This window comes from Caulobacter sp. HJHS_5, from assembly GCF_056683955.1.
In genome coordinates, this window is record NZ_JBWZNC010000007.1 from 246,954 (window position 1) to 265,341 (window position 18,388).

An 18,388-nucleotide genomic window follows, 5' to 3' on the forward strand; every position below is an offset into this window, starting at 1 on the left:
TGCGTGGTCCGAGGGCGATGAAAAAGGGGGAGACATGCGTCGATGGCTGCTCGCTCTTGAGCTTCGCCGCTGGCGCGCGGCCGGTCGGCGCCCCGTGCTCTGGTGGCGCGACGACGACGCCCGCGAGGATACGGCCGCCCTGCGCCGCCTCGTCGCCCTGTCCGCGGCGACTGGCGCGCCCCTGACGGTGGCCGCGATCCCCGATGGAGACCGCGCCGGCCTGGCCGCGCCGCTGGCGGGCGCGCCTGGCGTCACCCTCGTCCAGCACGGGGTCGATCATCGCAATCGCCGCGTGGGCGACGGCTCCGGCGAGTTCGCCGCCGAGACCGCCGTGGATGAAATCGCCGCCGCGCTGCGGGCCGGCTGGGGGCGCCTCGAGGGTTTGCCCGGCGCTCTCAAGGCCTTCGCGCCGCCTTGGAACTTCGTGCATCCGGCGCTGCCCGAGGCCCTGTCGCGGGCAGGCTACGTCGGCTGGTCGGCCTGGGCCGAGCGCCGTCCGGTCGACGCGCTTCCGCGCATCGACGCCCATCTCGACCTCTTGCGCTGGGGGGGCGGCGCGCGCTTTCGGGGCGAAGGCGCCTTCGCCGCCCGTCTCACCCGGCTGTTGGCCGAGCGACGGCGAGCCGGCGACTGGGACGCGCCCATCGGCCTGCTCACTCATCACCTCGACCACGACGAGGCGGCCTGGGCCTTCCTCGAACGCTTCCTGGCCCGCCGCGAGTTCGACTGGCGCGGCCTGCCGGCCCTGCTGGCCGAGGTCTAGGAGATCTGGGCCATCCGGTTCGGCGACAGGATTTCGATCCAATAGCCGTCCGGATCCTTGATGAAGGCGATGCCCTTCATCTTGCCGTCGTCGGGGCGCTTCACGAACTCGACGCCAAGCGCCTCGAAACGGGCGCAGGCGGCATAGACGTCCGGCACGCTGATGCCGAGGTGGCCGAAGCCGCGCGGTTCGGCGTTGCCGTGGTGATAGCCGGCGAAGTCCGGGTCGCCTTCGGTGCCCCAGTTGTGGGTCAGCTCCAGGGTGGTCTCGCGGCTGAACACGAAGTGGCGCAGCGCCTCCGGGTCAGTCGGAACGCTTTCACCCTCATGCAGCAGGGCAAGGAAAAACAGCGAGAACTTCATCTCCGGGAAGTCCAGCCTGTGCAGCTGGGTAAATCCGAGCGCCTCCTCGTAGAACTTCACTGAAGCGACCGGATCGCGCACCCGCAGCATGGTCTGGTTGAAGCGGAAGCCGGCGGTGGCGGGGTCGCGCATGGGTGAGGTCCTGAATGCGAAAAGGGCCGCGACGTCGAAGCCGCGGCCCGTTCCTAATCCGATACCGTCGCGAGGCGAAGCGCCTCCTGCGGTGTTCAGGGCTTGGCGCGCTGGACGCTGTTTTCCTCGGTGTCGCGCTTGCCCTTGGCGTCGTGGGCGTGGTGGCGATCGCGCTCGCCGCCGCCGGCGGAGACGTGGCTGTAGGGCGTGTTGGTCGGCTCGCCGGGCGCGCGCGTCTCCTTCTTCTCGGGGCGCGATTGTTTGGCGTTCTCGTGGCTGGCGCCGGGGCCGCCCCAGCGTTCGGCGTTCTCGTTGTGAGTATGGGCCATGGTCAACGGTCCTGCGTGCGGGCGTGAACGGTCTCGACGTTCTGGTGCAGGTTTCCGTGGCGGCCCTGCTGCTCGAGATTCAGGTCGGCGTTTCCCGCCTGACGGGCCTCGGCGTCATCGGCGCCGAGGTGGCGGTTCTCGCCGGGGCGGACCTGGTCCTTTGGAATCGGGGGCGGTTTGGCGGTCATGGCGATCCTCCTTGCACCCGATCTAAACCCGACCGCCGGGCGGCCGTTCCAGGCTTGAGCATGGGCGATTGACAGGAAGGGGAGGTGCGGACCGTATGCCGTTGAAGGTCCGGGGAGGGACGCCGAATGCCGTCATCGCTGCGCGTCGCCGCGCTCGCCATCCTGGCCGGATGCGCCGTCTTCACCGGCGCCGCGGCCCATGTCGTCCGCCTGGACATGCAGCCTCCGAAGCCGGCCTTCGACGGTCGCGCTTTCGGCCCGGCCGGCGCCTATGAGGTGATCGTCGGGGTCGCCCACGGCGAGCTTGACCCGCGCGATGCCAAGAACCGCATCGTCACCGACCTGCAGTTCGCGCCGCGCAACGCCCGCGGCATGGTCGAATACGCCGCCACCTTCCAACTGGCCCGTCCCGTCGACGCGGCCAAGCAGAGCGGGGTGATGATCTACAGCGTGGTCAACCGAGGGACCGGCGCCGTCAGCGGCTATGACGAGGGCCACGTCTCGGTGATCAGCGGCTGGCAGGGCGACATCCCGCCGGACGCCCGGCTGCAGACCATCGAGGTTCCCATCGCCAAGGGGCCGAATGGCGCGCCCGTCACCGGACCGACCATCGCCCGCTTCGTCGGCATGCCGGCCGGGACCACCACCTTGCCGCTGAACGGCGGCCAGGGCCGGGGCGTGCCGCGCCCGCCGCCGCTGTCGCTGGAGACCTCGAAGGCCACCCTCTACCGCCAGCCCAACGACAAGGCTCCCTTGCAGGCCCTCCCCGCGTCCGACTGGGCCTTCGCCGACTGCGCGGCGACGCCGTTCCCGGGCAAGCCGGACCCGACCAAGGTCTGCGTGAAGGGCGGCTTCGATCCGAAGTTCGCCTACACCCTGGGCTACATCGCCAAGGATCCGCCGGTGCTCGGCATCGGCTACGCGGCGACGCGGGATCTGGTCGCCTTCCTGCGCTATGCCGACCGTGATGAGGCGGGGAACGCCAACCCGGCGCGTGGCGGAGCGAAGATCGCGGTCGGGGCCGGCATCTCGCAGTCCGCCAACTTCCTGCGCTCCCTGGTTCAGCTCGGGTTTAATCAAGCCGAGGACAGCCGCATCGTCTTTGACGGCGTCTTCCCGCAGAACTCCCTGCGCGAGAACGCCATGAACTATCGCTTCGCCATCCCCGGCGGCGGGGCGGCCTTGTTCGACAGCGGCATCGAGGGCGTGGTCTGGTACGGCGCCTATGAAGACAAGCTGCGCGGCTTGAAGCGCGCCTCGGTGTTCGATCGCTGCCTTCCGACCCGGACCTGCCCGAAGGTGATCGAGATGTTCGGCGCCTCGGAGCTGTGGGGTCTGCGCGGCTCCCCGGCCCTGATCGGCACGGACGCCAAGGCCGACATCCCGCTACCGGCCAATGTCCGTCGCTACTACAATCCCGGCGTCACTCACGGAGGCGGGCAGGGCGGCTTCAAGCTCGACGGCGCGCGCATGGCCGCCTGCACCCTCGCCGGCAATCCGAACCCCGTCGCCGACACCGGCCGCGCCCACCTCGCCAACCTGATCGCCTGGGTGAAGGATGGCGTCGAGCCGCCGCCCAGCGCCTATCCGACCCTGGCCGAGGGGGACCTCGTCACCGCCGAGCAGGCCATGGCCGGCTTCCCAGCCGTCCCCGGCGCGCCGCGCGCCGACCTCAACCCGCTGCAGATCTACGACAACGGCCCCGGTTTCAACGCCGCCGACCTGACCGGCGTCCCCAGCAAGGCGCCGCCGACCGTAACCGGCTATGCGCCCCTGCGCGTGGCGCGCGTCGACGCGGACGGAAACGAGGCCGTCGTCGGCGTTCGCTCGACCCTCTTGCAGGCGCCGCTCGGCAGCTACCTTGGCTGGAACATCGCCGCCAATGGCTACATGGCCGGTCAGAACTGCGGATCGAACGGCGGCTACATCCCCTTCGCCCGCACCCGCGCCGAGCGCACCGCGTCCGGTGATCCCCGGCCCTCGCTGGAAGAGCGCTACAACGACCACGCAACCTATGTCGCCAAGGTGAAGTCAGCGGCCGACAGCCTGGTGAAGGCGCGCTTCCTGCTGCCGCGCGACGCCGAGCGGATCGTCCGCGACGCCGAGGCCAGCGACATTCTGCGTTAGAGTTTGAAACTGGCGGTCACAAACGCAGCCGCTAAATAGGCGCAGATGTTGCGCTTATCCGAACTCAAATTGCCGCTCGATCACGCCCCGGAGGCTCTGCCGGCGGCCATCGCGGCGCGTTTCGGAGTCTCGGAAGGCGATCTGGTCTCCTGGGCGGTGTGGAAGCGCGCCCACGACGCCCGCAAGAAGTCGGCGATCCTCAAGGTCTATATCGTCGACGTCGAGGTGAAGGACGAGACGGCGGTGCTGAAGCGCATGGCCGACGATCCGCACCTCCGCCCGACGCCGGACACCGCCTATCGCCCCGTGGCCAGCGCGCCGCCGGGGCGCCTCCGCCCCGTCGTCATTGGCGCCGGGCCCTGCGGTCTGTTCGCCGGTCTGATCCTGGCCGAGATGGGCTTTCGGCCGATCATCCTCGACCGTGGCAAGGTGGTTCGCCAGCGCACTCAGGACACCTGGGGCCTGTGGCGGCGGGGCGAGCTGAACCCGGAATCGAACGTGCAGTTCGGCGAGGGCGGCGCCGGCACCTTTTCGGACGGCAAGCTCTACAGCCAGATCAAGGACCCGAGGCATCTCGGCCGCAAGGTCCTCAGAGAGTTCGTCGAGGCTGGCGCCCCGCCGGAAATCCTCACCGAGGCCCACCCGCACATCGGCACGTTTCGTCTGGTGACCATGGTCGAGGCCATGCGCGCCAAGATCGAGAACCTGGGCGGCGAGTATCGCTTCGAGCACCGCGTCACCGACATCGAGCTGGATCGCGGGCCGGACGGCGGCAAGCGTCTGCGCGGCCTGCACCTGCATACCGACGAGTTCCTGGAAGCCGACCAGGTGGTGTTCGCCATCGGCCACTCGTCGCGCGACACCTTCCAGACGCTCTACGATCGCGGCGTCCACTTCGAGGCCAAGCCGTTCTCGATCGGTTTCCGCATCGAGCATCCGCAGTCGTGGATCGACCGCGCTTTGTTCGGCCCCTGCGCCGGCCACCCGGACCTCGGGGCGGCGGCCTATTCCCTGTCGCATCACTGCGCGAACGGCCGCACCGTCTACAGTTTCTGCATGTGCCCGGGGGGCACGGTGGTGGCCGCCACCAGCGAGCCGGACCGCGTCGTCACCAACGGCATGAGCCAGTATTCCCGCAACGAGCGGAACGCCAACTCGGGCTTCGTGGTCGGCATCTCGCCGGCCGACTACGCCAGCGAGCACCCCCTGGCCGGGATCGAGCTGCAGCGCGCGCTGGAAAGCCGCGCCTTCGTGGCGGGCGGCGGCGGCTATTACGCCCCGGCCCAGCTGGTCGGCGACTTCCTGGCCGGGCGGCCGTCGACGAAGCTCGGCGAGGTGATCCCCAGCTATCGCCCGGGCGTCACGCCCACCGACCTGGCCGCCCTGATGCCGGACTACGTAGTGGAAGCGATGCGCGAGGCCCTGCCGGTCTTCGGCCGCAAGATTCCACGCTACGACGACCCCGAGGCGGTGCTCACCGGGCTCGAGACCCGCACCTCGTCGCCGATCCGCATGACGCGCGGCGGCGACTTCCAGAGCCTGAACGTGCGCGGCCTGTTCCCGGCCGGCGAGGGCGCGGGCTACGCCGGCGGCATCCTCTCGGCGGCCGTCGACGGCATCAAGGTCGGCGAGGCCGTGGCGCGGGCCATCATCGGCGAGGCCGCCGCGGCCTAGCCGCCGCATTGAAAAGTGTAGTCAGAAAGGCTATCTAACAAAACGCCGACTTAGCATCGGCATTTTGTCGGAGGGCATCTTGGCAGCTGTCGCTCGTATTCAAGAATTGCTCGGTGGCGAACCGGTGACGGGTCCGCTGCGGTCCGACCTCGACATCGTGCGCATGGTGCGTCGAGGCGTGCCAACGCAGGCGGTCGATCACTTCCTTCAAGGGTCTCATCTCACCTTCAACACTATCGAGCGTCACGTTCTGCCGCGTCGGACCTTCAAGCGCCGGCAAGAGGCTGCTCAACCCCTGGATGCGGTTGAGTCCGACCGGCTTCTCCGCCTTGTGCGGATGGTCGCTTCGGCGGATGAGACGTTCGGGACGACTGACAAGGCCCTGGCCTGGCTCAGTCGGGAAAATCGGGCGCTTGATAACCAGACCCCGCTTTCCTTGGCCGATACCGACCTCGGCGCTCGCAGCGTCGAAGCCCTGCTTGGCCGGATCGGACATGGTCTAGCGGCTTGATCGTCTACCGGCTGGCCAAGGCGGCTTACCGGGCGCTCGACGGGGAGGGCGCACGACTTCATGGCGCACGTTGGAACTCGCCCGGGCGGCCGATGGTTTACGCCGCCGCCAACGCAGCCCTGGCTGTGCTTGAGGTTCTGGTTCACCTGGATTTGCCGGTCGAATTAATGCCGGACGACTATCGGATCTTCGTCATCGACGTACCCGACGAGGCGCCGATGGAGATGGCGGAGTCGGCGATGGATATGGCGGTCTCCCAGGCCGCCGGCGACGCCTTCCTTATCGCCGGCGTAGCCCTGGGTCTCGTCGTACCGAGCATCGTTGTTCCGCAGGAGCGAAACCTGTTGCTCAATCCGAGGCATCCGGACATGGCGCGTGTCCGCGTGATCGACGAGACGCCGTTCGCATTCGATCCACGTCTGGTGGGCGCCTAGCCGCGGCCGGCCGGCTCCCTATATGCCGGCCATGCTTGCTCCCCTGTCCGTGCTCGACCTGTCGCCCGTCGCCGAAGGCTCGGACGTCTCCACCTCGCTGGCCAACACCCTCGATCTCGCCCGCCATGTCGAACGGCTGGGCTACCGCCGCTTCTGGCTGGCCGAGCACCACAACATGGTCGGCATCGCCAGCGCCGCCACCTCGGTGGTCATCGCCCACGTGGCGGCCGGCACCTCGACGATCCGCGTCGGCGCCGGCGGCGTCATGCTGCCGAACCACGCGCCCCTGGTCATCGCCGAGCAGTTCGGCACCCTGGCGGCCCTGCATCCCGGCCGCATCGACCTCGGCCTCGGCCGCGCGCCGGGCACGGATCAGCCCGCCGCCCGCGCCCTGCGCCGCACCCTGCAGGGCGAGGTCGACGCCTTCCCGCAGGACGTGCTGGAGCTGATGGCCTACTTCAAGGGCGACCCCAACGCCGTGGTCCGCGCCACCCCGGGCGAGGGCGAGGACGTGCCGATCTGGATTCTCGGCTCCAGCCTTTACGGCGCCCAACTCGCCGCCGCCTTCGGCCTGCCCTACGCCTTTGCCTCCCATTTCGCCCCGGCCGAGATGGAGAGCGCCATCGCCGTCTACCGCCAACGCTTCCGGCCCTCCGCCCAGCTCGACAGGCCGCACGTGATGCTGGGCCTCAACGTCTTCGCCGCCGACACCGACGCCGAGGCGCAGGCGCTCTACACCTCGCTGCAGCAGGCGTTCGTCAACCTGCGCTCCGGCCGACCCGGCAAGCTGCCGGCGCCGGTCCCCGGCTATGGCGAAAGTCTCGACCCCAGCGCGGCGGCGATGCTGCGTCACGCCCTGTCCTGCTCGGTCGTCGGCGGGCCGCAGACCGTTCGTGAGGGGCTGGAGGCCTTCCAGGCCCGCACGGGCGCCGACGAAATCATCGTCACGGCCCAGATTTTCGACCACGCCGCGCGCCTGAGATCCTACGAAATCCTGGCCGAACAGGCGAAGGCGCTCGCCTAGCCCCGGTCCTGCTTTCGCGTCCTAGTCGCAGTCCCCCTTTCCGTCCGCCGCGAACCGCCTAAAGTCGCGCGAGGGGAGACGGCCGTGCTGAGATCGATCGCGTTCTATGTGGCCGTCGCGCTCGGCCTGCTGCTGGCCATCGCGGGCTTCCAGCCGACGCGCGTGCGTCCGGCCGACGCCCCGCCGGGCGTCTTCTCCGCCGAGCGGGCGATGGCCGACGTCGCCGCTATCGGCAAAGCGCCGCACCCGATCGGCTCGGCCGAGGCGGCGCGGGTGCGCGACGATCTTGTTCGCCGGCTGACGAGCCTCGGCTTCGCGGTCGAAATCTATCGCGCCCCGGCGATCACGACGGTTCCCGGCATCATCGGCGCCTACCCTGAGACTCTGGTCGCGGTGCGTCCCGGGCGCGACCGCACCCTGCCGCCGGTGGCGATCATGAGCCACTACGACAGCGTGGCGAACTCCCCCGGCGCGGCCGACGATACGGCCGGCGTCGCCGCCAGCCTTGAGGCCGCTCGCGCCCTGGCCGCGGACGGACCCGCCGCGCGCGACCTGGTGCTCATCGTCACCGATGGCGAGGAGGCTGGCATGTTCGGCGCCCGCGCCTTCTTCGCCGCTCATTCGCTGGCCAAACGCCTGGGCGTGGTGCTGAACCTTGAGACGCGCGGCTCGGCCGGTCCCAACCTGATGTTCGAGACCAGCCCCGAAAGCGGCCCCCTCGTTCGCCGCTTCGCCGCCGTCGCCCCGGGACCGAACAGCAATTCGCTGCTGGCCTGGGTCTACGCCAACATGCCGAACGACACCGACTTCACCCTGGCCCGCAAGGCCGGGATCGCCGGCCTGAACTTCGGCTTCATCGGCCGGCCGTTCGACTACCACTCGATGACCGCCACGCCCGCCAACCTCGACCGCGGCAGCCTGCAGCAGATGGGCGATCAGGTGTTGGCGATGACGCGAAGCCTGCTGGCCGCCGGGCCGCTGCCGCCTCGCACGCCCAACCTTGTCTACGGCGACGTCTACGGCCTTTTGCTGATCGTCTATCCGGGCTGGGTCGGCTGGCTGGTGCTGCTCGCCGCCACCGGCCTGTTCGGCCTCTCCCTTCGTCGGCTCGGGCCGGTGCGGCCTTCGCCTTGGGAGATCGTTCGGGGTGGCGGCGCCCTTCTGCTCGTCGTCGTCTACACGACCTTCATCCTGCATGTGGTCGGGCGGCTGATGCCACTGGGCGACAGCCCTTATCAGAACCGCGTGGTCGCCCAGTTCGGCCTCTACCTCACGGCCGCGGGTCTGCTGACCTTCGCCTTCGTTTCGGGTCTGATCGCCAATCTCATGCGGGGAGAGGGGCGCTGGCGGGGCGGGATCTTCGCCCTGATCGTCGCGGCCCTGTGCTCGTTGTTCGGCGGCGTCGACCCGTTGGGCATCGGCCTCGCCGTCGTCGCCGCCGTGCTCGCCTGGGCGCTGCTGAAGCGGCCGGTCGCGCCGACCGCGTTGTGGAGCGGCGCGCTCGCTCTCGGGATCGTCCTCACCGTCGCCCTGCAGCTGCTGGCGCCGCAACTGGCCTTCATGATGGCCTGGCCGCTGCTGATCGGCGCCGCCCTGGCCGCCGCCACGCGCCTCGGCGTCGAGACCCGCCTCGCGCCCACGCTCGCGACAATCGCTTTCGGCGCCCTGGTCTTCGGTTGGCTGGCCCGCGCCGGCGGCCTCGCCTTCGATGGGCTGGGGATCACCACGCCTGAAGTCCTGCCCGTGTTCCTGGCCCCGGCGCTATTCGTGCTCGCGCCCCTGGCCGCCCGCGCGGGCGCCGCGACCCTGGCCCGCCCCGTCGCCGTGGTAGCGCTCGCCGCCGGGGTGATCGTCACCGGCTTCGTCGCCGTGCACGACACGGCTTCGCCGCGCTTCCCGCGGGTCAGCTATGTGCTGCACGTCACCGACCTGCCGCGCGGCCGCACGCTCGTCTCCACGGGCCTGGGCAAGCCCGACCCCTGGACCCGCCAGGTGCTGGGCGACGCCGCCAAGCCCGAGTCCTTGCCGGCCCTGCTGAGCCGCCCCGTGCTCGCCGCCCCGACGGCGCCTATCGCGCCCTTCGCCGTGCCCGCCGTTGTCGTCGGTCGCAACGGGGATCGCGCCACCCTGACCGTCACCGCGCCCGGCGCGCGCGAGCTGCGGCTCGGCCTCAAGGGGGCGCCCCTGAAGAACCTCACCGTCGCCGGCATGCGCGCCGACCTGAAGCCGGGGCCCGACGGCTGGGCCGTGTTGCGCTGGCACGCGCCGCGCGACGGCCTTGTCCTGACCCTGGACGCCCCCGCCGGGACCCGGCTCGACTGGCGCCTGGCCGCCACCGCCGACGGCTGGCCCGCCGCCGCCAGCCTGCCCGCCCGTCCGCCCAACACCATGCCCTTCCAGAATTCGGACTCGCAGGTGGTCATCGCCGAAGGCAAGGTGGCCTGGTGAAACGGTGGGTCTTCCTCGCGCTCGGCGTCCTGTTCGTGGCGCTCGGAATCATCGGCGCCTTCCTGCCGCTGATGCCGACGACGATCTTCATCATCCTGGCGGCCGGCTGCTTCGCCCGCTCGTCGCCGCGTCTCGAGGCCTGGCTGCTGAACCACAAGACCTTCGGCCCGTCCCTGCGCGCCTGGCGCGAGAGCGGGGCGATCCCGCGCAAGGGCAAGGTCTTCGCCTGTCTCGGCATGGGCTTCGGCCTGGCGCTGTTCTTCTGGGCCTGGCTGGCCCACCCCAACCGCCACATCTGGGTGGCGGTGATGGTCACCGCGATCATCGGGGCTTGCGCCGCCTTCGTCGTCAGCCGGCCGGAGGCGTGACGATGACTCACGGTCTGGCCGTCGAGCTCAGCGCCGTCGTCGTCGCCGTCACCGGCGGCGAGCCGCGCGTGCTGACCATCGACGACGGCGAGGCCCTGCCGTCCGGCCCGCTGGAGAGCGAGCACCGCACGCTCGAACTTGGCCTACGCGCCTGGGTGCAGGCCTCCACCGGTCTCACGCTCGGCTATGTCGAACAGCTCTACACCTTCGCCGACCGCGCCCGGATCACCGAGGGCGGGCAGCGCCTGGTCTCGCTCAGCTACCTGGCCCTGACCCGCGAAACCCCGCCCAACCCGCTCGATGGTCCGCCCGGCGTGCGCTGGTCGCCCTGGCGCTGGTACTTCCCGTGGGAGGAGCGGCGCGGCAAGGCGGGGGAGGCGGCGGCCAACGCGCTCGCCGAACGCCTGCTGGCCTGGAGCGAGGAAGCGCCCGACGCCGTCACCGGCCGCGCGCGCCGACAGCGCGTGCTGCTCGCCTTCGGCCTCGACGGCGCGCCCTGGAACGAGGACCTGACCCTCCAGCGTTACGAGTTGCTCTACGAGGCCGGCCTTGTCGCCGAGGCCCTGCGCGACGAGGGCCGTGAGGCCGAGGCGCCGCCGGAGTCCGGCAAGGCCATGGCCCACGACCACCGCCGCATCCTGGCCACCGGCGTCTCGCGCCTGCGGGCCAAGATCAAATACCGCCCCGTGGTGTTTGAACTCCTGCCCGCCGCCTTCACCCGTCTTCAGCTGCAGCAGACCGTCGAGGCCCTGGGCGGGCGGGGGGTCCACAAGCAGAACTTCCGCCGCCTGATCGACCAGCAGGGTCTGATCGAGGACACCGGCGAGATCGCCAGCGACACCGGCGGCCGCCCCGCCAAGCTCGCCCGCTTCCGCGGCGAGGTGCTGCTGGAACGCGCCGCCGCCGGCACGCGCCTGCCGGTGGCTAGGGGGCGCTAGTCCCGCCCGACGAACGGGTTATGAAACAGCTGCTCGACCGGAAGCTCGAATAGGGCGGCCAAGCGGTAGGCCAGCGGCAGCGACGGGTCGTACTTGTCGGCCTCAATCGCATTGATCGTCTGGCGCGAGGCGTCGACCCGGTTCGCCAGCTCACCCTGACTCCAGCCGCGCGCCAGCCGCTGTTCGCGTAGGGTGTTTTTCACGCCGCCTTGCCCCGTCGCCGCAGCCACCAGCCGGCCCAGAGCACGATGGATACCGCCGCCTGACCCAGAAACACCAGCGCGGCGCCGTAGAGGAGATCACGGCTCGCGCCCCCGCGAACGACGAGGGCGGCGGCTGCGGCCGTGGCGACGCCGCCTCCGATCTGTGCATCCCAGAACCAGGACACGAGATGCGCCTGCCGCGCCATCTCATCGACCTTGCGCCACCACGGCAGCGACGCCGGATACGCGAGGGCGACCACCAGGGCCAGGCCGCCGAGCTGCACCGCCAAGGGCAGATCGGCGCCTTTGCGAGCGAGCAGACCACCCAGAACGCCGAGGGCGAGGGCTCCGGCCAGGGTCAGGCCAAGGCCTCTCAGAACGGACTTTCGATGCGAACCTGTCGACACGATGTGTCTCCTCCAATGTCAAATATCTTTGACACCAGGGGCTGTGTCGTTGTCAAACTTCTTTTACATGAAGCGCCGGGCTGGTTTCCCCGCGCACTGGCTTCAAGATCGAGCGGGCGAGCCATCTCAACAGTCGGTGACGTCCAAGATGTAAGAAGTTCCGTCGCTGGCTGACTACCTTATGAAACGGCGGCGAGGATCGATGGGCGATCAGACGAAACAGCAGGATGAGCTCTACCTGCGCCTGCAGGCTGAGTATCGCGCGCCGCTGGAGCGTCTGGCCCGCGCCTATGAAGCCGACCCGGACGTGCGGCGCGACGTGTTGCAGGACATCCAGGTCGCCCTCTGGCGCAGCCTCGCCCTGTTCGATGGCCGCTGCTCTGAACGCACCTGGGTCTACCGTGTGGCCCACAATGTCGGCGCCTCGCATGTGATCGGCCGCAAGCGGGGCGGGGCGCTGCTGACCCTGGAGGCGGCGTCGGACGCGGCCGACGCCGACGATCCCGAACGCGCGACCGGCGACCGCCAGGCCCTGGCCCGCCTCACCGCCCTGATTCACCAGCTTCGGCCGCCCGACCGGCAACTGGCGCTGCTCTACCTGGAAGACCTCGAGGCGGCGCAGATCGGCGAGATCACCGGCATGTCGCCCGGTGCGGTCGCCACCAAGATCCACCGCCTCAAGACCCTGCTCGCCCGCCGTTTCCAGGAGGAAGGGACGCGATGACCGACGATCAGAAACCTGACGCCAGGTCACTCTGGCGCGACCAGCCTCCGGAGGAGACCTCCCCCATGACCCTCGCCCAGATTCACGCCCGCGGTTTCCAGAGCCGCATTCGTTGGCGGAATAGCCGTGAGTATGTCGCCGGTATCGTCGTCATTGCGGGGTGCGCGTTCCTCGCTGCTCGCTCGGACGTCCCCTTGGTGCGTATCGGCCTCGTGGTGATGATCCTCGGCGTCCTGGTTTCGATGTGGCAGCTCAATCGCCGCGCTTCAGCGCGCGCGGCGCCCGCGACGACGGCTGAGAATTCTCTCGCCTTCCACCGTCAGCAACTTGTTCGACAGCGCGACGCTCTGCGCACCGTCGGCATCTGGTATTTGCTGCCCTATGTCCCCGGCTTCGCTCTGGTGATTATCGGTCGCTGGCTGCAGCACCCCGAGCGCTGGGCGCCCGCCACAGCCATGGTGGCGATCATGGCTATCGTTCTTGGCGGCATCCTCCTGCTGAACCTCAAAGGGGCGGAGCGCCTGCAGAAGCAGATCGACGAGATCGACGCCCTGACGGGAACCGACTAGCCGCCGCGATACCGCAGCGCCCCCACCAGCAGTTCGAAGGCGGCCGTCTGCTGGCGGCGGCTCGGGTAGTAGAGGTGGTAGCCGGCGAACGGCGCGCACCAGTCCTCCAGCACCGACACCAGGGCGCCGTCGCGAACCGCCTCGACAGCTAGGTCTTGCGGCAGGTAGGCGAGCCCCAGACCCGCCACGGCCGCGTCGCGCCGCAGGGCGCCGCTGTTGAACACCAGCGGCCCCTCCACGCGCACCTTCAGTTCGCGCCCATCCTTCTCGAAATCCCAGGGCAACAGGCCGCCGTGAGTCGGCAGGCGGATGTTGATGCAGCGATGCTCGGTCAGGTCCTGCGGGACGAGCGGCTTGGGGTGGCGCTCGAAATAGGCGGGGGAGCCGACCACGGCCATCCGCATGTCCGGCCCGATGCGGACGGCCACCATGTCCTTGGCCACCTGTTCGCCGAGGCGCACGCCCGCGTCGAAGCGTTCGGCGACGATGTCGACAAGGCCGTTGTCGGCCACGATCTCGACCTGGATGTCGGGATAGTCCGGCAGCAGGCGACGAAGCGCGGGCCACAGCACGGTGGCGGCGGCGTGCTCGCCGGCGGTCAGGCGGAAGCGGCCGGCGGGCGTGGCGCGATAGGCGCCCAGCGCGGCCACGCCTTCGGTGATTTCGTCCAGGCGCGGGCCGATGGTCGCCAGCAGCCGCTCGCCCGCCTCGGTCGGCGCGACGCTGCGGGTGGTGCGGGTCAGCAGGCGCACGTCGAGCCGGGTCTCCAGGCCGCGGATGGTGTGGCTCAGCGCCGAGGGCGAGACGCCAAGCCTGGCGGCCGCCCGCGTGAAGCTGCGCTCGCGCGCCACGGCGAGGAAGGCGGCCAGATCGTCCAGGCTCTCGCGGGGCATTGCTGAGCAGGTCTCACAAACTCATGCGGATATCCCGGTCTTATCCCAAGAGTGGCCTTGGCCATATCCTCTTTCTCGAACGGAAGGAGATCGGCGATGCAAACCCGCAAACTCGGCGACGGCCTGGAAGTCTCGGCGCTCGGCCTGGGCTGCATGGGGCTCAGCTTCGGCTACGGCCCCAGCGTCGCGACCGCCGACGGCGTGAAGCTGATCCGCACCGCTTTCGAGCGCGGCGTCACCTTCTTCGACACAGCCGAGGCCTACGGCCCGTTCGACAATGAAGTGTTGCTCGGCGAAGCCCTGGCGCCCATGCGCGACGAGGTGGTGATCGCCACCAAGTTCGGCTTCGTGGGCGGCAAGGTTCCGCAAGGCCTCGACAGCCGCCCCGAGAACATCCGCGCCGTCACCGAGGCGGCGTTGAAGCGCCTGCGCACCGACCGCATCGACCTGCTCTATCAGCACCGCGTCGACCCGAGGGTGCCGATGGAAGACGTGGCGGGGACGGTGAAGGCCCTGATCGCCGAGGGCAAGGTCAAGCACTTCGGCCTGTCGGAGGCCGGCGCGCAGAGCATCCGCCGCGCCCACGCCGTCCAGCCGGTCGCCGCCCTGCAGAGTGAATATTCCCTGTGGTGGCGCGAGCCTGAAAAGGAAATCCTGCCGACCCTGGAGGAGCTCGGCATCGGCCTCGTGCCGTTCAGCCCGCTGGGCAAGGGCTTCCTGACCGGCGCCATCGACGCCCGGACCGAGTTCACGCCCGGCGACTTCCGCAACATCGTGCCGCGCTTCGCCGCCGAGGCCCGCGCGGCCAATCAGGCCCTGGTCGACAGGCTCGGGGCCATCGCCGCCGCCAAGGGCGCTGCCAAGGCTCAGATCGCCCTGGCCTGGCTGCTGGCCCGAAAGCCGTGGATCGCGCCGATCCCCGGCACCACCAAACTGCATCGTCTGGAAGAAAACCTCGGCGCGGCCGAGATCGACCTGACGCCTGAGGACCTCGCCGAGATTGAAGCCGCCGTGGCCGAGATCGAGGTGCAAGGCGCCCGCTATCCCGCGGCGCTGCAAGCCAATGTGGGGCGCTGATCGCCATGAAGACTCTCGCCACCCTCACGACCCTCCTGTCGCTCGCCGCTCCGGCCGCCTTCGCCCAGCCGGCGCCGCTCACCCTGACGCTGGAGGACTACGCCGAGGCGCCGATCACTGGTGACTTCGCGCAGATCAGCGCCGTCGGCCAAGCCGCGCGCCTCAACATGGCGAAGGTCGAACCGGGCCAGCGGCGGCTTTTCCTCAATGACCAGACCGGCGTGCTCTATGTGCTCGACAAGGCGACCCGCAGGCCGACGACCTACCTGAATCTGCGCGAGGCTTTCCCGCGCCTCGTTCCCGACGGCAGCTACGCCAGCGGCTTCTACGGCTTCGCCTTCGATCCCGATTACGCCCGCAACGGCGTCTTCCTCACGGTGCACCTGGAGGATGCCCGCAGCACCGCGGCGGCCTCGACCCTTCCCGGTTACGCCCCAACCCAGGCCGTGCAGACGCCGAACGGCGGCCAGCCCCTGACTCGTGAGGCGGTGCTGGTCGAATGGACCGACAACAATGTACGCGACGACCGTTTCACCGGCTCCGCCCGCGAGGTGCTGCGTGTCGCCCTGGCCAACGGCGTCCACCCGATGGGCGAAATCGGCTTCAACCCGGCGGCCCGGCGTGGCGACGCCGACTGGCGCACGCTCTACATCGGCATCGGAGATTCCGGGACTGGCGAGACCAACGATGTCCGCCGCCTCAATCCGCAGCGGCTCGACGCCTTCGGTGGGAAGATTCTGCGTATCCGGCCCGACCTGAAAGAGACCGCCGGCGCGCGACAGGTCAGCGAGAACGGTCGCTACCGCATCCCCGACGACAATCCCTTCCTGACGACAGCCGGGGCGCGTCCGGAAATCTGGGCCTATGGCATGCGCAATCCGCACCGCATCGCCTGGGACGTCGACCCGGCCAAGCCGCGTGAGGCCAGGCTGCTGGCCTTCGTCATCGGCTCCAACGCCGGGACTCCGCGCTTCGAGACCATCGACGTGATCCGCCGCGGCGCCAACTACGGCTATCCGCTGCGCGAGGGCGCCGAGGCCAAGCCGGCCAACGCCATCGTCGGCGAGATCGCCGCCGACGGCACGGTCCCTCAGCGCGTGTCGGACACCGCCGTCACCGGCGCCCGCGTGAAGCTCGCCAGCGCGGCTCTGCAGTACAAGACCACCGTGGACGGCGACGCCATCGCCGGCGGCTTCGTCTATCGCGGCCGCATGGTTCCGGCCCTGCGCGGCAAGCTGGTGTTCGGCGACATCACCACCGGCCGCCTCTGGTACGCGGAGCCCTCCGAGTTCTACGCCGCCGACGACGGCGACCCCGCCACCATGGCTCCGATCCATCTGCTCGACAGCGACCTTCCCGCCCAGGTCCGCGCCAGGCATCGCGCGCGCGGCGGCCCGGCGACCGGCCCGACCGGCGCGGCGCCGGCGGCCGGGCAGGGGCGTATCGACCTGCGCCTGGCCGAGGATCCCGACGGCGAGATCCTGCTGCTCACCAAGCCGGACGGCATGGTCCGGCGGGTGACGGGCGCCCGCTAGCGCCCGCCATCCGGAATCCTAGTCCAACGTCGCGCCCTCGGCCGTCTTCGGGTGGGGCGAGAAGTCGGTCATGGTCATCAGGCGGATGTCGGCGCCGGTCATGGCCCGCGAGCCGTCGGCGTACTTCGCCGTCGCGGCGACGCGGTCCTTCTCGACCTGCGGGTCGGCGCGGAACTTCGCCCAGGCGGCGTCGCGCTCGGCCTGGTCCTTGAACACCATCAGGTAGGTGACGCCCGGCTTGTCCCCCTCGTTCGACCAGTAGGCGACGGGCTTCACCCCCGCGCGGGCCAGACCCGGAATGATCCAGCTCTGAAACTCGGCCTCGACATCCTTCACCCGGCCGGGCGCGGCGGCGTAGGTGCGCAGTTCGTAGAGTTTCTTGGCCGGCTGGGCGGCGGCGGGCGTCATGGTGAGGGCGGCCGTCGCAACGGCGGCGAGGGTGCATAGGGTCGAACGGATGGCCGGGATCATGGCGGGGCTCCAGGCGCGAAAGGCGCATCGGTCAGAATAGCGGCGGCGTTTCCGCTGATTAGGGCCGAGAAGGCGCAGAGCTTTGTGAATCAGGCTCAGCAATCGCCGTTCGAACGCGCCCCTTGCGATATGCTCAGACTAAGCATATCTGTCCGCATCGAGGGTGTGTGCAGCTTGTATGACGCCCGACTTATGCTCAATGTGAGCATTGGAGGTTCGCCGTGGCCCCGTTCGACGCCGCCCTTCCCCCCCGCCTCAAGACCGCGGCCGACCTCTACGATCGCGTGAAGGGTCAGATCCCGCGCCTGGAATGGCCGGTCTACGCCGACGATGTCGAGGCCATCGAGCGCCTGAAGGCCGAGCGCGACGCCATCGTCCTGGCCCACAACTATCAGACGCCCGAAATCTTCCACGGCGTGGCCGATATCGTCGGCGACAGCCTGGCCCTGGCCCGCGAGGCGGTGAAGACCGACGCCTCGGTGATCGTCCTGGCCGGCGTGCACTTCATGGCCGAGACCGCCAAAGTTCTGAACCCCGACAAGACCGTGCTGATCCCCGACATGGGCGCCGGCTGCTCCCTGGCCGAAAGCATCACCGCCGAGGACGTCCGCCTGCTGAAGCAGCGCTATCCGGGCGTGCCGGTGATCACCTATGTGAACACCTCGGCGGCCGTGAAGGCCGAGAGCGACATCTGCTGCACCTCGGGCAACGCCCTGAAGGTGGTCGAGAGCCTGGGCGTGCCGCGGGTCATCATGATCCCGGACGAGTTCCTGGCCCGCAACATCGCCGCCCAGACCGAGGTCGAGGTCATCGCCTGGCACGGTCGCTGCGAGGTGCACGAGCGCTTCACCCCGGAGGACATCGCCGCCTACCGCGCGGCCATGCCGGGCCTGGTCGTCCTGGCCCACCCGGAATGTTCGCCGGAGGTCGTCGCCGTGTCGGACTTCGCCGGCTCGACGGCGGAGATGGCCGACTTCGTCACCCGGCGCCAGCCCGACCGCGTGGTCATGGTCACCGAGTGCTCGATGGCCGACAACGTCGCCGCCTCGAACCCCAAGGTGCAGTTCCTGCGCCCGTGCAACCTCTGCCCGCACATGAAGCGCATCACCCTCGGCGGCATCCGCCATTCGCTGGAGACCATGACCACCGAGGTGATCGTCGATCCCGCCGTGGCCGACGGCGCCCGCCGCGCGGTCGAACGCATGCTGGCG

20 protein-coding genes and 1 pseudogene are annotated in these 18,388 nt (G+C 69.8%); 14 read left to right on the plus strand and 7 right to left on the minus strand.

Going from position 1 to position 18,388, the window contains the following annotated elements; translation table 11 throughout:
- Positions 1-34 precede the first annotated feature (34 nt).
- On the plus strand, positions 35-763 hold the full coding sequence (locus ACFLIT_RS15320; protein WP_479912120.1) for a polysaccharide deacetylase family protein: 729 nt from the start codon (positions 35-37) through the stop codon (positions 761-763).
- On the opposite strand, the gene gloA is transcribed toward ACFLIT_RS15320, so the two are convergent.
- From gloA to ACFLIT_RS15335, 3 genes are all read right to left on the minus strand, one after another.
- A complete protein-coding gene (gene gloA, locus ACFLIT_RS15325) occupies positions 760-1,257 on the minus strand; it encodes a lactoylglutathione lyase (protein ID WP_479912121.1) in 498 nt (165 codons plus the stop codon). The genes ACFLIT_RS15320 and gloA overlap by 4 nt on opposite strands.
- Positions 1,258-1,352: 95 nt before the next feature.
- Positions 1,353-1,586, minus strand: coding sequence for a hypothetical protein (locus tag ACFLIT_RS15330; RefSeq protein WP_479912122.1), 234 nt, complete (start codon positions 1,584-1,586; stop codon positions 1,353-1,355).
- A 2-nt stretch (positions 1,587-1,588) separates the two neighbouring features.
- Positions 1,589-1,774 (minus strand): hypothetical protein, encoded by a 186-nt coding sequence (locus tag ACFLIT_RS15335; protein WP_479912123.1) that lies wholly within the window; start codon positions 1,772-1,774, stop codon positions 1,589-1,591.
- Positions 1,775-1,900: 126 nt separating this feature from the next.
- Here ACFLIT_RS15335 and ACFLIT_RS15340 point away from each other — a divergent pair, with 126 nt between their 5' ends.
- From ACFLIT_RS15340 to ACFLIT_RS15375, 8 genes are all read left to right on the plus strand, one after another.
- On the plus strand, positions 1,901-3,901 hold the full coding sequence (locus ACFLIT_RS15340) for an alpha/beta hydrolase domain-containing protein (RefSeq protein ID WP_479912124.1): 2,001 nt from the start codon (positions 1,901-1,903) through the stop codon (positions 3,899-3,901).
- 45 nt (positions 3,902-3,946) lie between these two features.
- Positions 3,947-5,575, plus strand: coding sequence for an NAD(P)/FAD-dependent oxidoreductase (locus tag ACFLIT_RS15345; RefSeq protein WP_479912125.1), 1,629 nt, complete (start codon positions 3,947-3,949; stop codon positions 5,573-5,575).
- 163 nt (positions 5,576-5,738) lie between these two features.
- A complete protein-coding gene (parS, locus tag ACFLIT_RS15350) occupies positions 5,739-6,086 on the plus strand; it encodes a type II RES/Xre toxin-antitoxin system antitoxin (RefSeq protein ID WP_479912233.1) in 348 nt (115 codons plus the stop codon).
- Entirely contained in the window at positions 6,083-6,520 is a 438-nt protein-coding gene (locus tag ACFLIT_RS15355) for an RES family NAD+ phosphorylase (RefSeq protein WP_479912126.1), read from the plus strand. The genes parS and ACFLIT_RS15355 overlap by 4 nt, the downstream gene beginning before the upstream one ends.
- Positions 6,521-6,551: 31 nt before the next feature.
- Positions 6,552-7,544 (plus strand): LLM class flavin-dependent oxidoreductase, encoded by a 993-nt coding sequence (locus ACFLIT_RS15360; RefSeq protein WP_479912127.1) that lies wholly within the window; start codon positions 6,552-6,554, stop codon positions 7,542-7,544.
- An 84-nt stretch (positions 7,545-7,628) separates the two neighbouring features.
- On the plus strand, positions 7,629-9,992 hold the full coding sequence (locus tag ACFLIT_RS15365) for a M20/M25/M40 family metallo-hydrolase (RefSeq protein WP_479912128.1): 2,364 nt from the start codon (positions 7,629-7,631) through the stop codon (positions 9,990-9,992).
- Complete coding sequence (locus tag ACFLIT_RS15370; protein WP_479912129.1) at positions 9,989-10,360, plus strand: YbaN family protein; 372 nt, start codon at positions 9,989-9,991, stop codon at positions 10,358-10,360. The genes ACFLIT_RS15365 and ACFLIT_RS15370 overlap by 4 nt, the downstream gene beginning before the upstream one ends.
- Positions 10,361-10,362: 2 nt before the next feature.
- Complete coding sequence (locus tag ACFLIT_RS15375; protein ID WP_479912130.1) at positions 10,363-11,298, plus strand: NUDIX hydrolase; 936 nt, start codon at positions 10,363-10,365, stop codon at positions 11,296-11,298.
- Here ACFLIT_RS15375 and ACFLIT_RS15380 read toward each other — a convergent pair.
- Positions 11,295-11,501 carry a helix-turn-helix transcriptional regulator gene (locus ACFLIT_RS15380; protein ID WP_479912131.1) on the minus strand — a complete coding sequence of 69 codons (207 nt, stop codon included), beginning with the start codon at positions 11,499-11,501 and terminating at the stop codon, positions 11,295-11,297. The two genes, ACFLIT_RS15375 and ACFLIT_RS15380, sit on opposite strands and share 4 nt — an antisense overlap.
- Positions 11,498-11,908: a hypothetical protein gene (locus tag ACFLIT_RS15385; protein WP_479912132.1), complete on the minus strand. Its 411-nt coding sequence runs from the start codon at positions 11,906-11,908 to the stop codon at positions 11,498-11,500. The genes ACFLIT_RS15380 and ACFLIT_RS15385 overlap by 4 nt, the downstream gene beginning before the upstream one ends.
- Positions 11,909-12,110: 202 nt before the next feature.
- Between ACFLIT_RS15385 and ACFLIT_RS15390 the strand changes: the two genes are divergently transcribed.
- Both ACFLIT_RS15390 and ACFLIT_RS15395 read left to right on the plus strand, forming a co-directional pair.
- Positions 12,111-12,632 carry an RNA polymerase sigma factor gene (locus ACFLIT_RS15390; protein ID WP_479912133.1) on the plus strand — a complete coding sequence of 174 codons (522 nt, stop codon included), beginning with the start codon at positions 12,111-12,113 and terminating at the stop codon, positions 12,630-12,632.
- On the plus strand, positions 12,629-13,201 hold the full coding sequence (locus tag ACFLIT_RS15395) for a hypothetical protein (RefSeq protein ID WP_479912134.1): 573 nt from the start codon (positions 12,629-12,631) through the stop codon (positions 13,199-13,201). Before ACFLIT_RS15390 ends, ACFLIT_RS15395 begins: the two co-directional genes overlap by 4 nt.
- On the opposite strand, the gene ACFLIT_RS15400 is transcribed toward ACFLIT_RS15395, so the two are convergent.
- Positions 13,198-14,094, minus strand: coding sequence for a LysR family transcriptional regulator (locus ACFLIT_RS15400; RefSeq protein ID WP_479912135.1), 897 nt, complete (start codon positions 14,092-14,094; stop codon positions 13,198-13,200). The two genes, ACFLIT_RS15395 and ACFLIT_RS15400, sit on opposite strands and share 4 nt — an antisense overlap.
- A 96-nt stretch (positions 14,095-14,190) precedes the next feature.
- Between ACFLIT_RS15400 and ACFLIT_RS15405 the strand changes: the two genes are divergently transcribed.
- Both ACFLIT_RS15405 and ACFLIT_RS15410 read left to right on the plus strand, forming a co-directional pair.
- On the plus strand, positions 14,191-15,171 hold the full coding sequence (locus ACFLIT_RS15405; protein WP_479912136.1) for an aldo/keto reductase: 981 nt from the start codon (positions 14,191-14,193) through the stop codon (positions 15,169-15,171).
- Positions 15,172-15,176: 5 nt separating this feature from the next.
- Positions 15,177-16,706, plus strand: a complete 1,530-nt coding sequence (locus ACFLIT_RS15410; protein WP_479912137.1) for a PQQ-dependent sugar dehydrogenase — start codon at positions 15,177-15,179, stop codon at positions 16,704-16,706.
- A gap of 18 nt (positions 16,707-16,724) precedes the next feature.
- Here ACFLIT_RS15410 and ACFLIT_RS15415 read toward each other — a convergent pair whose 3' ends face one another.
- On the minus strand, positions 16,725-17,177 hold the full coding sequence (locus tag ACFLIT_RS15415) for an NIPSNAP family protein (RefSeq protein WP_479912138.1): 453 nt from the start codon (positions 17,175-17,177) through the stop codon (positions 16,725-16,727).
- Positions 17,178-17,398: 221 nt separating this feature from the next.
- Here ACFLIT_RS15415 and nadA point away from each other — a divergent pair.
- Positions 17,399-18,385: pseudogene (nadA, locus tag ACFLIT_RS15420) on the plus strand (quinolinate synthase NadA); the annotation flags it as partial.
- Positions 18,386-18,388: the final 3 nt, after the last annotated feature.

Excerpts from the sequence above, each read along its gene's own strand:
- ACFLIT_RS15320 (WP_479912120.1), top strand. The coding sequence starts at position 35 with ATGCGTCGATGGCTGCTCGCTCTTGAGCTTCGCCGCTGGCGCGCGGCC.
- gloA (WP_479912121.1), bottom strand. The coding sequence starts at position 1,257 with ATGCGCGACCCCGCCACCGCCGGCTTCCGCTTCAACCAGACCATGCTG.
- ACFLIT_RS15330 (WP_479912122.1), bottom strand. The coding sequence starts at position 1,586 with ATGGCCCATACTCACAACGAGAACGCCGAACGCTGGGGCGGCCCCGGC.
- ACFLIT_RS15335 (WP_479912123.1), bottom strand. The coding sequence starts at position 1,774 with ATGACCGCCAAACCGCCCCCGATTCCAAAGGACCAGGTCCGCCCCGGC.
- ACFLIT_RS15340 (WP_479912124.1), top strand. The coding sequence starts at position 1,901 with ATGCCGTCATCGCTGCGCGTCGCCGCGCTCGCCATCCTGGCCGGATGC.
- ACFLIT_RS15345 (WP_479912125.1), top strand. The coding sequence starts at position 3,947 with ATGTTGCGCTTATCCGAACTCAAATTGCCGCTCGATCACGCCCCGGAG.
- parS (WP_479912233.1), top strand. The coding sequence starts at position 5,739 with ATGGTGCGTCGAGGCGTGCCAACGCAGGCGGTCGATCACTTCCTTCAA.
- ACFLIT_RS15360 (WP_479912127.1), top strand. The coding sequence starts at position 6,552 with ATGCTTGCTCCCCTGTCCGTGCTCGACCTGTCGCCCGTCGCCGAAGGC.
- ACFLIT_RS15375 (WP_479912130.1), top strand. The coding sequence starts at position 10,363 with ATGACTCACGGTCTGGCCGTCGAGCTCAGCGCCGTCGTCGTCGCCGTC.
- ACFLIT_RS15390 (WP_479912133.1), top strand. The coding sequence starts at position 12,111 with ATGGGCGATCAGACGAAACAGCAGGATGAGCTCTACCTGCGCCTGCAG.
- ACFLIT_RS15395 (WP_479912134.1), top strand. The coding sequence starts at position 12,629 with ATGACCGACGATCAGAAACCTGACGCCAGGTCACTCTGGCGCGACCAG.
- ACFLIT_RS15400 (WP_479912135.1), bottom strand. The coding sequence starts at position 14,094 with ATGCCCCGCGAGAGCCTGGACGATCTGGCCGCCTTCCTCGCCGTGGCG.
- ACFLIT_RS15405 (WP_479912136.1), top strand. The coding sequence starts at position 14,191 with ATGCAAACCCGCAAACTCGGCGACGGCCTGGAAGTCTCGGCGCTCGGC.
- ACFLIT_RS15410 (WP_479912137.1), top strand. The coding sequence starts at position 15,177 with ATGAAGACTCTCGCCACCCTCACGACCCTCCTGTCGCTCGCCGCTCCG.
- ACFLIT_RS15415 (WP_479912138.1), bottom strand. The coding sequence starts at position 17,177 with ATGATCCCGGCCATCCGTTCGACCCTATGCACCCTCGCCGCCGTTGCG.